The sequence below is a fragment of the Inquilinus sp. genome, assembly GCF_057815775.1.
The window spans coordinates 1-12,806 of the sequence record NZ_JBYRFX010000386.1 but is presented as its reverse complement, the minus strand read 5'-3'; the positions used below and the strand labels follow the sequence as shown (position 1 = coordinate 12,806).

The window sequence follows — 12,806 nt, the reverse complement described above, 5'->3', positions numbered from 1 at the left end:
CGAACAGCGGAAACGCCCCCTTCTCCGCCGCGATCTCCGCCGAGGCGCGATAGGAATGGCGCTTGATCGCGCCCAGCCAGTCCTCGACCAGCGCGGCCGATTGGGGCGATCCGTAGCGCACCCCCATCATCAGGAAGGCATCGGCCAAGCCAGTGACGCCGAGGCCGATGCGCCGCTTGGCCGTGGCCTCGGCCGCCTGTTCCGGCAGCGGAAAGCGCGAGACGTCGACGACATCGTCCATCAGCCGGATGGCGACCGGCACGGTCTCGGCCAGCGTGTCATGGTCGAACCGCGCCTGCGGCGTGAACGGATCGCGCACCAGTGTCGCCAGGTTGATGGAACCGAGCAGGCAGGCCCCATAGGGCGGAAGTGGCTGTTCGCCACAATTGTGCAGGACGAGGCCGTTGCCGTCGAAGGCGTTCGGGCCCGGGATCTGGACGTCGTAGACATCCTCTTCGCCGTCCGGTGCCAGGCCCGTGATCGTGGCCAGGAACCGCTCGCGGTTGAGCGCCTGGCGATATCCGCTCAATGTCCGTTCGAGCCGTGTCCGCTTGGCGGTATCGGCGAACCCGATCCGCGCCGCAAAACGGGCGATGCTGGCCCCGGCGATGACGAGTTCGTGGTCGGCAGCGCAATCATCGGACCGCCGGCCGCCCTTGCCGTCCGGAAGGAGGCGGGCGCCGGCCGGCCGCCGCTCCGCATAGATCGTCGCGGCGATGCCCAGCCGCAGCAGCATGCGCTGGACCGCGCGCAGCAGGGCAAGGTCGCTCTGCGCCAACCGGATGCTGACGCCCTTGTCCTGGGCGCCCTGGACCGAGCCGTCAGCGTCGAACAACCCGCGCAGCAGGCCGATGGCGAAGGCCGAGGACGACTGCTCGATGGCCGGCGTGATGGTTTTCCGGCCAGGCGCCAACCCGAGTGACAATGCCAGGGTCCGCAGGGACCCCAGACTCAGCCGATATTCCCCCCGTCCTGGCACCCGCATCCAGCCGGCGAAATCGGCCCGGTGCGCCAGAGACCGGGCGGCCGACAGGGCGGTCGCCATCACCCCGGCGACGCCGGGACAAAGATCGGCGCCGTTGACCGTGGCTTCCCCTGGCCAGGCCGAGAGCACGGCCTTGTCGGCCTTCAGTGTGCCGTCGCCGATCAGCAGCCCGATCAGATAGCCTTCGCCGTCCGAGCCGAAGCCCGACCAGGCGACGGCATCGCCATGATCGTGCAGTCGAACGCGGTCGCCGGCTTTCAGCTCACCGACCTTGCGCCATTGCGTCTCGATCCGGAAACGGGACACCGCAGTCGCGACCAGGACCGGATGGTCCGCCGTGAGCTTGAGGACATGGCCTTCCGCCGTCTCCAGCCGCAGCACCGGCTTGCGGCCGGTCGCAAAGAAGCCGTCCGGCCCGGAGGGCGCCGGCTGCCCGTCGATCATGGCGGTGAAGGGCCGCCCCACCAGATCCCCGACCAGGCGCGGGCCATTCAAGGTCTGGACCCAGGTGTCTGCCGTGACGCAGGGATTGGTGCTCTGGATCGTCTCGCAATAGGCAAGGTTGTTCCGGGCGTTGATGCGGTCGATGAAGATCACGCCCGGCTCGGCCGCATCATAGGTCGAGCGCATGATCCGGTCCCACAGCTCGCGCGCCGGCAGGGTGCGGAAGACGCGGCCGCCGAACACCAAATCCCAGGGCGCGTCGGCCTCGACCGCCGCCATGAAGGGGTCGGTGGCCAGGACCGACAGGTTGAACATGCGGAGACGGCCGGGGGTGCGCTTGGCCTCGACGAAATCGACGATGTCGGGGTGGTCGCAGCGCAGCGTCGCCATCATCGCGCCGCGGCGGGAGCCGGCCGACATGATGGTGCGGCACATCGCGTCCCAGACATCCATGAAGGACAGCGGGCCGGAGGCGTCGGCGGCGACGCCGGCGACCGGCGCGCCCTTCGGCCGGATGGTGGAGAAATCGTAGCCGATGCCGCCGCCCTGCTGCAACGTCAGCGCCGCCTCGCGCAGATGGGCGAAGATGCCCGACATGCTGTCGGGCACCGTGCCCATGACGAAGCAATTGAACAGGGTGACGTCGCGGCCGGTGCCGGAGCCGGCGAGGATGCGCCCGGCGGGCAGGTAGCGATGGCCGCGCAGGATGTCGAGGAAGCGGCCGGTCCACAGCGCCGGGTCCGATTCGGCAGCGGCCACGGCCGCAGCGACACGGCGCCAGCTGTCCTCGACCGTCAGGTCGACGGGCGTGCCGTCCGGCTGCTTCAGCCGGTATTTCATGTCCCAGATCTGGGCCGCGATATCGCCCGGCTCGGCCACGTCGGACCTCCCGCAGAACGGCTCACCCCCAAAGGATGGGGGTGCGCCGCGTGCGGGTCAACCAGGGATCGTGGGCTCTACCCCACCTCGTCGAGGCGCGCCCGGTCGATGCCGTGGCGGGCCATCTTCTCGTTCAGGGTGCGCCGCGGCAGGTCGAGGATCTCCAGCGCCCGCGCCACCGATCCTTCGGCCTCGCGCAGCGCCGCCAGGATCAGGCTGCGCTCATAGGCGGCGACCCGTTCCGCCAAGCCGCCGGCCGCCAGGACGGCCGGCGCGGTGACCGGCGGCCGCAGGATCTCGCGGCCGACCGCCCCGGCCAGCCCCATGGCGAAGCGCTCCGCCGCCGCCTTCAGCTCACGGACATTGCCCGGCCAGCCATGGCCGAGCAGCGCCGTGATCTGGTCCGGCGACAGCGCGCGCGGCGGCAGGCCCAGCCGGTCCGCCGCGGCCCGGGCGAAGCGGCTGAACAGCAGCACCACATCCTCGCCGCGGTCGCGCAGCGGCGGGATCTCGATCTCCACCCCCGCCAGGCGGAAGAACAGATCCTCGCGAAAGGCCCCGTCGGCGACGGCGGCCCGGAGGTCCGATTTGGTCGCGGCCACCACCCGGATGTCGATCGGGATCAGCCGATTGGACCCCAGCCGCTCCACCACCCGCTCCTGCAGCACGCTCAGCAGCTTGGCCTGGGCCGGCAGCGGCATGCTCTCGACCTCGTCGAGCAGGATGGTGCCGCCATCGGCATGCTCGAACTTGCCGATCCGGGGTACGCGGGCGCCGGTGAAGGCGCCGGCCTCGTGGCCGAACAACTCGCTCTCGATCATCTCCGCCGGGATCGCCGCACAGTTGATTGCGACGAAGGGCCGGTCGCGGCGCGGGCCGGACTCATGCAGCGCGCGGGCCACCACCTCCTTGCCGCTGCCGGTCTCGCCGCGCACCACGACGTCGACCGGCAGCGGCGCCAGCTCGGCGATCAGGCGGCGTAGCCGGTGCATCGGCGGGGCGCTGCCCAGCAGCACCCCGGCCAACGCATCGTCCAGCCGGCTCTCGAGGTCGCCGACCCGGCGGCGCAGCCGGTGCTGCCCGGCGGCGTTGCGCAGGATGGCGGCGAGATGGTCCGGCTCATACGGCTTGGTCATGAAGTCGAAGGCGCCGGCCTGCAGCGCCGCCACCGCCATCGGCACGTCGCCATGGCCGGTCAGCAGCACCACCGGCAGGTTCGGCCGGTCGGCCGTGAGGCTGCGCAGCAGATCCAGGCCGCTTTCGCCCGGCATCTTCACATCGGTCAGGACCACGTCGGGATCGAAGCCGTCGATCTGGCGCCGGGCTTCGGCGGCAGAGCGCGCGGACCGGACGGTGAAGCCGCAAAGGCCGAGCCACTGCTCGATCGACCCGGCGACGGCAGCATCGTCCTCGACGATTAGGGTACGGTGCGATGGCATGTCGGTCATTCGGCGACGGCCCTCTCGGATGCGGCCAGGGGAAGCTCGACCACGAAGGCGACGCCGCCGAGGTCGGAGGGGCGGTGGATGATGGTGCCACCGTGATCGCGCACGATCCGGTACACCGTGGCCAGGCCGAGGCCAAGCCCTTCCCCCGCCTGCTTGGTGGTCACGAACGGTTCGAACAGCCGGTCGCGGATGGCCGGGTCGATGCCCGGCCCGGATTCTTCGACGATCAGCCGGGCCATGGTGCCGTGCCGCAGGACCACGGCCCGGATGCGCCGCGTCTCCGATTCCAGCACCGCGTCGATGGCAATGACGACCAGGTTCATCACCACCTGGTCGAGCCGCCCGGCCTCGCCCATCACCATGACCGGGGCGTCACCGGCGCGGTCGACGGCGATGCCGAGATCGGACAGGCGGAAGGCCAGCAGGCGGAGCACCGAATCGAGCGCCGCGGCCAGGTCGACCGGCGCGGCCTCGTGCCCGTCGCGGCGGGCCAGGCGCTTGAGCTGCCCGGTCAGCCCGGCGACGCGGTCGACCACCTCGGTCATCACCTCGATATTCGAGGCCACCTGCTGGGTCTCGCCCCGGCCGGACAAGAGGCGAGTGCTGGCGAGGTAGGTCTTCAGCGCCGCGAGCGGCTGGTTGATCTCATGCGCCAGCCCGGCGAAGGCCTGGCCGAGGGCGGCGAGCTTCGCCGCCTGGACCAGCTCATCGCGGGTGCGGTGCAATTCGGCCTCGGCCCGGCGCCGCTCGTCGATCTCGTCCTCGAGGCGGCGGTTGGCGGTGGTCAGCGCCGCCGTCCGCTCCGCCACCCGGTGCTCCAGCTCGTCCTTGGCCCGGCGCTCCGCCAACCGGGCGCGGCGGCGGGCGCGCCACAGCACGGCGGACAGCAGCAGCACGATCGCGGCCAGGCCGGTGGCGGCGGCAGCGACCATGGCGTTGAACTCAGCCGTGGCAGGGTCGGCCACCGCGATCAGCGACCAGCCATGGTCCGGCAGCGGCACGGTGAAGAGCAGGAGGTCGGCCGAGCCCGACGGACCGCCATCGAGCAGCCGCACGGCCGGGCCCGGCGCCTCACCCTTGGCCCGGCTGCGGAAGATCGGCCGGGTGACGGAGGGCAGGTTGGCATAGCGCCGCTCGGCCAGGATCGCCGCCTGGGCCCGGTTATCGAGCGCGAACAGCGGCCGGTAGCGCTAGCCCGGCCGGGCCGCCAGGAACAGGATGCCGTCGGCATCGGCGATGCCGAGCGTGGCCTCCGCCCCCGCCCATTCGCGTTCCAGCGGGGTCAGGTCGACCTTGACCACGGCGACGCCGACCGCGTCCGGCTGGCCGTCCGTGCCGGGGATGTCGATCCGGGTCGACAGGAAATAGCCGGGCAGCCCGGTGGTGGCGCCAATGCCGTAGAAGCTGCCCTCGGTCCGGGCCATCGCCTCCTGGTAATAGGGCCGGTAGGCATAGCCATGGCCGACGAAGCTGCCGGGCGTGTTCCAGTTGCTGGCGGCGATGGCGGTGCCGCCCCGGTCGAGCACATACAGGGCTGCGGCCCCGGCGGCATCCGAGATCGACTGGAGATGGCGGTCGGCGATGTCGAGCGCGGCGGGCAGTGGCCCTGATTCCGCCCGGTACAACGCCCGGACCTGCGGCGTCTGCGCGATCACCATCGGCAGGTAGCGGAAGCGGCCGATCGCCGCCTCGACGCTGGCGGCGGCCAGGGTCAGCCGCTCGCGTGACTGGCTCTCCAGCGCTGAGATGCCCGACCGCAGCACCAGCCAATGCACCGCAAGCGACATCCCGACCGCCGCCACGCCGGCGGCAGTGCAGAGCAGGATCCGGCCGGTTCTGGCCTTGGGGCGGGGCGGGCGCATGGCTGTGCTGGGTTTCTTGTCGGCCAACCCGCCGGGCTGGCCGTATCCTCCTAGGAATGTTTGGGCCCCGCCGCCTCGGAGACGACGGGGCCGGCACGCTACGACGGTTCCGATCCCGCGTCGATCTTGGAGGCCGAGCGGGTGTCGCGCATGAAGGCATAGACCAGTAGCGAACACAGGATGCAGCCGGTCACGTACCAGTAATACCAACTCTCATGCCCGAGATCCTTGAACCACAGCGCGATGTATTCGGCGGTGCCGCCGAAGATCGACACCGTCAGGGCATAGGGCAGGCCGACACCGAGCGCCCGCACCTCGGTCGGGAACAGCTCGGCCTTCACCACCGCGTTGATCGAGGTGTAGCCCGACACGATCACCAGCGCCGCGACGATCAGGGCGAAGGCGCCATAGGGGTTCTGCGTCACCTCCAGCGTCGACAGGATCGGCACGGTGCACAGGGTGCCCAGCACGCCGAAGGCGATCAGCAGCGGCCGGCGGCCGATCCGGTCGGACAGGGCGCCGGCCAGGGGCTGCAGCATCATGAACAGGAACAGCGCCGCCGCCGACACCAGGCTGGAATCCGTCTTGCTGAGCTTGACGGTGTTGACCAGGAATTTCTGCATGTAGGTGGTGTAGGTGTAGAAGGCGACGGTGCCGCCCATGGTCAGCCCGACCACGATCAGGATCTCGCGCGGGTGGCGCAGCAGCTGCCGCATCAGGCTTTCCGTCCGCGGCGTGCGCTTGGCCTTGGTGTAGGCCTCGGTCTCCACCAGGTTGCGGCGCAGATACATCGCCACCACGGCGCAAATCGCGCCGATGAAGAACGGGATGCGCCAGCCCCAGGCCTCCAGCTGGTCCGCCGTCAGCAGCGCGAATTGCAGCACGATCAGCACGGCCAGGGCCAGCAGCTGGCCCATGATCAGCGTCACGTATTGGAAGCTGGAATAGAAGCCGCGGTGCTTCTGCGTCGCCATCTCCGACAGATAGGTGGCGCTGGCGCCGTATTCGCCGCCGACGCTGAGGCCCTGCAGCAGCCGGGCCAGCACCAGCAGGATCGGCGCGGCGACACCGATGGCGCCGTAGCTCGGCGTCAGGGCGATGATCAGCGACCCCAGGCACATCACCGTGACCGACAGGGTCAGGGCTGCCTTACGGCCGTAGCGGTCGGCATAGACGCCCATCACCCAGCCGCCGACCGGCCGCATCAGGAAGCCCAGGGCGAACACCCCGGCCGTGTTCAGCAGCTGCGCCGTGGTGTCGCCGGCCGGGAAGAACGCCTTGGCGAAGTACAGCGAGAAGGCGGCGTAGATATACCAGTCGTACCATTCGACCAGGTTGCCGACCGAGCCGCCGAAGATCGACACGATCCGCTGGCGCGTGCCGACCGGCTGCGACGCGACGGCATTGCGGCGGAACCGGCGGATGCCGGCATCCGAGACGGCGTCTTCCATAGGCGATCTCCCCCTGTACGAGTGTTCTTGACGGCTGCTGCGGGCAGCCCGGCGGGGAGGATTGCAAGTCTGATGCCAAGTCGGCCGGCCGCCAAAAAGCGAGGCGGCCGGCCGATCCTGGGCTGGAAGGCCAGGCCGGCGGGGCGAAGATCCGCTGCTACCCTCACCGGCCATCAGCGGATTCTTGCCGATGCGACAGTTGGCTGCCGACCCGGCATAGACGGCCTCGCGCAGGCCGAGGGTGAAGCGGCCGGGACCGCTACTCCCTCGGGGCCACGCGCTCAGGCCGGCGCCATCGCCCGGGCCAGGCCGTAGCTGTCGACCAGATCAAGGGTGAGGCGGGTGATCTCCGGCGGGGCGATGCAGCGTTCGCTGACGACACGGCCGAAGGCCTTGAAGCTCGGCAGTTCGGTCAGCGACTCGGATTCGGCCGTCGCCGTGTTGACGAACAGGTGGGTGAACTCGTCCCCGTCCCGGAACGCCGCATAGGCGATGTGGTCCGGCACTGTCGCCCGCAGCTCGGCGAACACCGCCCGGATCAAGGCCTCGTTTTCCGCCGCGCGGTCCGGCTTGGCCGTGTAGCGCACCAATGTGAGTCTCTGCATCGTCGTCGTCCTTTGCCTGCGGCGCGCCCGATGCGCACCGGCAGGGACAAGGACGGCGGCCCGGCCGGAAAGGATGCGCCGCCGAAATATTTTCCGGGCGGCGTCTCCTTTCGCCGGCCGCCGGACGTCCTTGGGCTGAGGCTGCGCCGTGCGGCGGGGACGGAAGGACGACGATGGACACCATGCACCATGGCCTGGAGCCGGGCGGGCTACCCCGGTTGATGGCGGAGCTGCGGCCGCGCCTGCATCGCTACTGCGCCCGCATGGTCGGGTCGGCGATCGAGGGCGAGGACGTGGTGCAGGAGGCCCTGGCCAAGGCGGCCGAGGCCTACCCCGCCGCCGGCACCATCGAGCGGCCGGAAGGCTGGCTGTTCCGCATCGCCCACAACGCCGCCCTGGACGCCCTGCGCCGCCGCCGACGCCCAGGATCCCGGATGAAGGATCTGGCCGATCTGCCTGACGACCGGCCACCGCCGCTGGCCGGGGCGGAGCGCGACCGGCTGCGCGCCTATGCCGACCGGTTCAACGCGCGCGATTTCGACGCCCTGCGCGACCTGCTGGCCGAGGATGTGCGGCTGGACCTGGTGAACCGCACCCGCCTGGCGGGACGCCGCGACGTCTCGGCCTATTTCGGCCGCTATGACGGTCGCTCGGACTGGTGGCTGGTGCCGGGCCTGGCCGAGGGCCGGCCGGCCCTGCTGGTCGGCGACCCCGATGATCCCACGGGTGCCGTTGCCTACATCGTGCTGCTGACCTGGGCGGCCGGGCGGATCGTCACCATCCGCGACTTCCGCTATGCCCCCCATGTCATGGACGGCTTGGCGGTCACCCGGCTGTGACGCCCGGCCCTAATCCGGCAAAGTCACCGGCCGGGCCGCGGCCAGCGGCCGGCGCAGGCGGTCGGGGTCGTCATAGCGCCACAGCACCGTGCCGGCGCAAGGATCGACCCGGTCGGGCATGCCGTAGCGGGCGATGATCGCGCGGGCGTTCAGCCCCTGCATCAGGATGAAGGAGAAGGCGGGCGCGCCGTCGCCGCCGGCCCAGTCGCGACCGCCCCAATCCTGGTTGACGATCCAGTGATACGGGGCGCCGTCGCGCGCCACCTGGACGACCTGGATCCGGCGGCCGGAATGCAGCACCAGCGGCTTGGCTCCCCAATAGCCGGCCAGGCCGGCGACCGGGCCGGACCGGTCGAAGCAGGCCAGCGCCGCCGGCGGGTCGAAGCGCGCAGCGAGCTGATCGGGACGGGCCCACAGCCCGGCAGCGATCGCCAGCAGCACGGCCGCCACCGCCCCAGCCGGCTTGGCCCGGCGCCACGACCTCAGCCGCGCGGCGGCACGATGATTCAGCCACAGCGCCGTCAGGAACAGCCAGGGCTGGAAATAGCGCAGGAACGCCTCGTCCCGGAAGATGCCGAACAGCATCACCGCCGCCAGGGTGGCCAGCGACGAGGCGGCGACGAACACCGCGATCCGGTCGGCCGGCGCGATCTCCCTGGCACCGCCGGCCAGGCGGCGTAGCACGAGGACGGCACGGATCACCGGCAGCAGGGCGAAGGCCACGACGCCGAGATTGACCGCCAGCTCCGCCGCATCCGCCCGCCACAGCACGCCGCCGAGGCGGGACAGGCCGTAGCCGATGCCGAGGTCGAGCTGCCGGCGATAGATCCCGTTCAACGGGTTGATCCAGCCTTGCAGCAGAAACGCAGCCAGCGCCGCACCACCGACCACGACGGCGGCCGCCACGGCCGCGCGGCGGGTCCGCGGCGTCAGGGCGCTGAGCAGCGCCAGCGCCAAAGCGGGCGCCGCGGCATAGGGCAGGACGAAGCTGTCCGACAGCACCCCGGCCAGGATCAGCACGGCCATCCCGGCGAGCGGCCAGGCGCCGGGCCGGTCGAGCTGGCGCAGCAGCAGTGCCAGCACCGCCGCCGCCACCAGGATCGCGCCGAAATGGAAGGTGGTGACGGCGGGATAGACCAGCCAAGAGAGCGCATAGACGCCGGCGACGCCCCAGCCGAAGCCGAACAGCACGGCCAGCAGTAGCGCCAGCACCGCCACCGCCGCAGGCGGCGATCGGCCACCAGCCGAATGATGCACCGCGGCCCCGAGCAGCAGGTACAGCGCGAGCTGCAACGCCGCGTTCAGCGCCAGGGCTTGGCGGAAATCGCCCGCCGCCAGATCGGCCAGCCCATAGACCAGCATGTCCGGGAAGACATAGGGGCTGGGAGTCAGATGCCAGCCGCGCAGCGCATCCAGGCCGCGATGCAAATCGTCGAACAGCGCCGGCAGGTACAGCACATCGGCATTGCCCATCAGATCCGCCGCGCCCGGCAGGCGCAGGATCAGCGCCGTGCCCAGCAGTGACAGGCCGGCGATGGCGAGGAGGAGGAGAAGCGGCGAGACGCGGCGCAAGCGCCCCCCTGTGTGGTCGGCGGTCAGGCCGTGGTCGTGGCGGTCTGGGTGGGCCGCACCGTCGGCGGTCGTTGAGTCGGGGGCCCGCCGGCGGCGACCGACAGCCGCTCCGACGCCGTCTCCAGCTCGTCCTCCAGGCGCCGCATCATCTCCTCGCGCGGCAGCCCGGGCGGGATCGGCGGCAGGAATTCGACCGTGATCGTGCCCGGCCGCTTGCGGAAGGCGCGACGACCCCAGAACACGCCCGAGTTCAGCGCCATCGGCACGACCGGCACGCCCAGGCCCTCATACAGCGCGCCGACGCCGATGCGGTACGGCCGCCAGGTGCCGGGCGCGGTGCGGGTGCCCTGCGGGAAGATCGCGATCGGCCGGCCTTCGGCGACGCGGAGCTTGCCGTGGTCGATCATGCCGCGGACCGCGCGGCTGCCGGCGCCGCGGTCGACCGGGATCATGCCGGTGCGCACGAGGTAGCGGCCCCAGACCGGCACCTTCAGCAGTTCCGCCTTCAGCACGATCGCCGGGTCGCCCAGCAGCAGGTGCAGCTTCAGCGTTTCCCAGGCCGACTGGTGCTTGGCGGCGACGATGCAGGCGCCGGCGGGCAGGTTCTCGCGCCCGACCACGCGGTAGTCGATGCCGAGCACCGTCTTCTCCAGCCAGTGCACGACGCGCAGCCAGACGAAGATCCAGGCCATCAGCGTACGATGCGGCAGGAACAGCGCCGGCAGCAGCGCGAAGCAGCACAGCGTCGTCCAGCCGAAGAACAGCAGGTTGAAGAGGGCGGAGCGCAGGATCGTCATGGCTTTCGCTATATCCTGCCGAGGGTGACGCGCGCCAGCGCAACCAGGAATTTGTTGTATTCGGAGACGATCAGCCGCGCCGTACCGGGCCAGGCCCACCAGCGGTCGAGATGCACCGTCTCGGGGTCGACCGGCTGGCGCCGGATCTCGATCCCGGGCATCGCTGCGCGGAATTCCAGCATGCTGCGCGGCATGTGGTAGTTCGAGGTGACCAGCCGCAGGCTGTGGAAGCCATGCGCCTGCATCCAGGCCGCCGCCTCCCGCGCGTTGCCGATGGTATCATCAGCGACGTAGCCGAGATCGACGCAGCAGCGCAGCGAATCATCGGTCGGCCCCAGGGCGAACAGCTGGTTCAAGGTCACGTCCCGGTGCACGCCGCTAACCAGCAGCCGTTCGGCCGCCCCCTGTGCCAGCAGGTCGAAGCCGGCGCGCAGCCTTTCGCTGCCGCCGGTCAGCACCACGATGGCGTCGGTATGATCAGGGTCCGATTCGCCGTTGCGGCCGGCCTGGGACACGAACCAGGCCAGGCCGATCGCCCAGGCGCCGGCCAGGACGGCCAGCACCAGCACCCCGCGCCGCAGCCGGCGGCGCCAGCGCCGCGGCTGCGGGACAGGTTCGGGGGGCGAATCGGCGAAGGACGACATAAGGACAAACGCTGCTGTTGCGCCGTGGCCGGGAGTCACGGCGCCGGGACAGGAAGGGGCAGATCCTGGCAAGATTATGCGGCCGCGTCATGACCCGGGTGAAGTGATCGCCATCACCGGCCGTCATAGCCCGACATATCGTTCGGGACCATCCCTCCAAACCCTTCGTGCCATTCACAAAATTGCCTCGGATGATATAGGCAGCGGCGGATCGGCATGCGATAACGCGGCCATGATCGTCACCTGCCCCAGCTGCACGACCCGTTACCTCGTCGACCCGGCGGCGATCGGCCGTGACGGCCGGCGCGTCAAATGTGCCCGTTGCGGCCATCTGTGGCGGGAATCGGCGATCGAAGCGACGTCACCGGCAGCGGCCACAGCCGCAGCCCCAATCACATCCGCGCCGGAGCCGCAGGCGGTGCTGGTGGCGCCGGCCGCGGTGCAGACCGCCCCCTTCCCGTCGGCCGCCGGCCACATCACCAACCTGCCGGTGGTGATCCAGCAACGCCGCCGTGACGGCCCCGCCGTCGGCGTGGCGCTGGCCGTGCTGCTGATCGGCGGGCTGGCGGGAGTCGGCTATTTCGCCCGCGACACCATCGTCCGGTTCTGGCCGCCGGCGGCCAGGCTGTACGACACCATCGGCGTGCCGGTGGCGCAGCCGGTCGAGACCGGCGCGCTGGGCGACGGGCTGGTGCTGCAGGAGCTGCAGGTCCGGCGCATCGCCAGCAGCGGGCTGGAGCAGGTGGTGATCACCGGCCGGGTCGAGAACCGGGCGCTGGTGACGCGGCCGGTACCGCCGATCGAGGTCCGGCTGCTGGACGGCAGCCGCGCCGTGGTGGCGCGCACGCCGCTGACCGTCGCCACACCGGCCCTGGCGCCGGACCAGTCGATCGACGTGGTGGCGACGATCGAGACCAAACCCGACGCCGCCACCCAGCTGGAAATCGGCACGCAGACCGCCACCGCGCCCTGAGGCACGACGTCCGCGCCGTTCAGGTAGCCGGCAGCACGGCCCCGTCGCGCGTGGTGACCGTGCTGATCGAGCAGGTCAGCGGCGAATAGGTGACCACGATGCTGCCGCCGTGGTTCGCCAAGTTGAACCACGCCTGGGCCCCGTTCCGTTCATAGAACGAGTGGTTCCCCACCACCGGGACGACCCGGTTCACCGACATGATCTGGCCCGGCGGAACGTGATAGGCCGTCAGCGTGCCGGCGATGGCACTGTTGCACGTGTCGTCACCGGAGAGCTGGCGGATACGGTCCGCAACGGCCGGATCCGG

Annotated in this window: 12 protein-coding genes; 2 read left to right on the top strand and 10 right to left on the bottom strand. The window is 70.8% G+C overall.

Going from position 1 to position 12,806, the window contains the following annotated elements; genetic code table 11:
- The 6 genes from AC3XYG_RS13985 to AC3XYG_RS13960 form a co-directional block, all read right to left on the bottom strand.
- Positions 1–2,308: ribonucleotide reductase barrel domain-containing protein (locus AC3XYG_RS13985; protein WP_489140449.1), on the bottom strand; the 2,308-nt coding region annotated here is incomplete at its 3' end.
- A 77-nt stretch (positions 2,309–2,385) separates the two neighbouring features.
- Complete coding sequence (locus AC3XYG_RS13980; protein ID WP_489140448.1) at positions 2,386–3,756, bottom strand: sigma-54-dependent transcriptional regulator; 1,371 nt, start codon at positions 3,754–3,756, stop codon at positions 2,386–2,388.
- Positions 3,753–4,811: a sensor histidine kinase gene (locus tag AC3XYG_RS13975; protein WP_489140447.1), complete on the bottom strand. Its 1,059-nt coding sequence runs from the start codon at positions 4,809–4,811 to the stop codon at positions 3,753–3,755. The genes AC3XYG_RS13980 and AC3XYG_RS13975 overlap by 4 nt, the downstream gene beginning before the upstream one ends.
- Positions 4,812–4,946: 135 nt before the next feature.
- Positions 4,947–5,618, bottom strand: a complete 672-nt coding sequence (locus AC3XYG_RS13970) for a cache domain-containing protein (RefSeq protein ID WP_489140446.1) — start codon at positions 5,616–5,618, stop codon at positions 4,947–4,949.
- A 98-nt stretch (positions 5,619–5,716) separates the two neighbouring features.
- Complete coding sequence (locus tag AC3XYG_RS13965; RefSeq protein WP_489140445.1) at positions 5,717–7,069, bottom strand: MFS transporter; 1,353 nt, start codon at positions 7,067–7,069, stop codon at positions 5,717–5,719.
- Positions 7,070–7,350: 281 nt separating this feature from the next.
- On the bottom strand, positions 7,351–7,674 hold the full coding sequence (locus tag AC3XYG_RS13960; RefSeq protein WP_489140444.1) for a hypothetical protein: 324 nt from the start codon (positions 7,672–7,674) through the stop codon (positions 7,351–7,353).
- Between the two features lie 173 nt (positions 7,675–7,847).
- Between AC3XYG_RS13960 and AC3XYG_RS13955 the strand changes: the two genes are divergently transcribed.
- Positions 7,848–8,513 carry a sigma factor gene (locus tag AC3XYG_RS13955; RefSeq protein ID WP_489140443.1) on the top strand — a complete coding sequence of 222 codons (666 nt, stop codon included), beginning with the start codon at positions 7,848–7,850 and terminating at the stop codon, positions 8,511–8,513.
- 9 nt (positions 8,514–8,522) lie between these two features.
- Here the strand turns inward: AC3XYG_RS13955 and AC3XYG_RS13950 are convergent, their stop codons facing one another.
- Genes AC3XYG_RS13950 through AC3XYG_RS13940 form a run of 3 tightly spaced genes read right to left on the bottom strand, consistent with a single transcriptional unit; the run spans position 8,523 to position 11,526 of the window.
- The gene (locus tag AC3XYG_RS13950) at positions 8,523–10,085 is read right to left on the bottom strand and encodes a hypothetical protein (RefSeq protein ID WP_489140442.1); all 1,563 of its coding nucleotides are present in this window, start codon (positions 10,083–10,085) and stop codon (positions 8,523–8,525) included.
- Positions 10,086–10,108: 23 nt separating this feature from the next.
- The gene (locus AC3XYG_RS13945) at positions 10,109–10,882 is read right to left on the bottom strand and encodes a lysophospholipid acyltransferase family protein (protein ID WP_489140441.1); all 774 of its coding nucleotides are present in this window, start codon (positions 10,880–10,882) and stop codon (positions 10,109–10,111) included.
- Between the two features lie 8 nt (positions 10,883–10,890).
- The gene (locus AC3XYG_RS13940) at positions 10,891–11,526 is read right to left on the bottom strand and encodes a YdcF family protein (RefSeq protein WP_489140440.1); all 636 of its coding nucleotides are present in this window, start codon (positions 11,524–11,526) and stop codon (positions 10,891–10,893) included.
- Between the two features lie 232 nt (positions 11,527–11,758).
- Between AC3XYG_RS13940 and AC3XYG_RS13935 the strand changes: the two genes are divergently transcribed.
- Positions 11,759–12,499 (top strand): MJ0042-type zinc finger domain-containing protein, encoded by a 741-nt coding sequence (locus AC3XYG_RS13935; protein ID WP_489140439.1) that lies wholly within the window; start codon positions 11,759–11,761, stop codon positions 12,497–12,499.
- Between the two features lie 19 nt (positions 12,500–12,518).
- Here the strand turns inward: AC3XYG_RS13935 and AC3XYG_RS13930 are convergent.
- The coding region (locus AC3XYG_RS13930; RefSeq protein ID WP_489140438.1) for a hypothetical protein at positions 12,519–12,806 on the bottom strand (288 nt) is incomplete at its 5' end.

Bases quoted from the DNA above. Each gene is read 5' to 3' on its own strand.
- AC3XYG_RS13980 (WP_489140448.1), bottom strand. From the start codon at position 3,756: ATGACCGACATGCCATCGCACCGTACCCTAATCGTCGAGGACGATGCT.
- AC3XYG_RS13970 (WP_489140446.1), bottom strand. From the start codon at position 5,618: ATGCGCCCGCCCCGCCCCAAGGCCAGAACCGGCCGGATCCTGCTCTGC.
- AC3XYG_RS13965 (WP_489140445.1), bottom strand. From the start codon at position 7,069: ATGGAAGACGCCGTCTCGGATGCCGGCATCCGCCGGTTCCGCCGCAAT.
- AC3XYG_RS13960 (WP_489140444.1), bottom strand. From the start codon at position 7,674: ATGCAGAGACTCACATTGGTGCGCTACACGGCCAAGCCGGACCGCGCG.
- AC3XYG_RS13955 (WP_489140443.1), top strand. From the start codon at position 7,848: ATGGACACCATGCACCATGGCCTGGAGCCGGGCGGGCTACCCCGGTTG.
- AC3XYG_RS13945 (WP_489140441.1), bottom strand. From the start codon at position 10,882: ATGACGATCCTGCGCTCCGCCCTCTTCAACCTGCTGTTCTTCGGCTGG.
- AC3XYG_RS13940 (WP_489140440.1), bottom strand. From the start codon at position 11,526: ATGTCGTCCTTCGCCGATTCGCCCCCCGAACCTGTCCCGCAGCCGCGG.
- AC3XYG_RS13935 (WP_489140439.1), top strand. From the start codon at position 11,759: ATGATCGTCACCTGCCCCAGCTGCACGACCCGTTACCTCGTCGACCCG.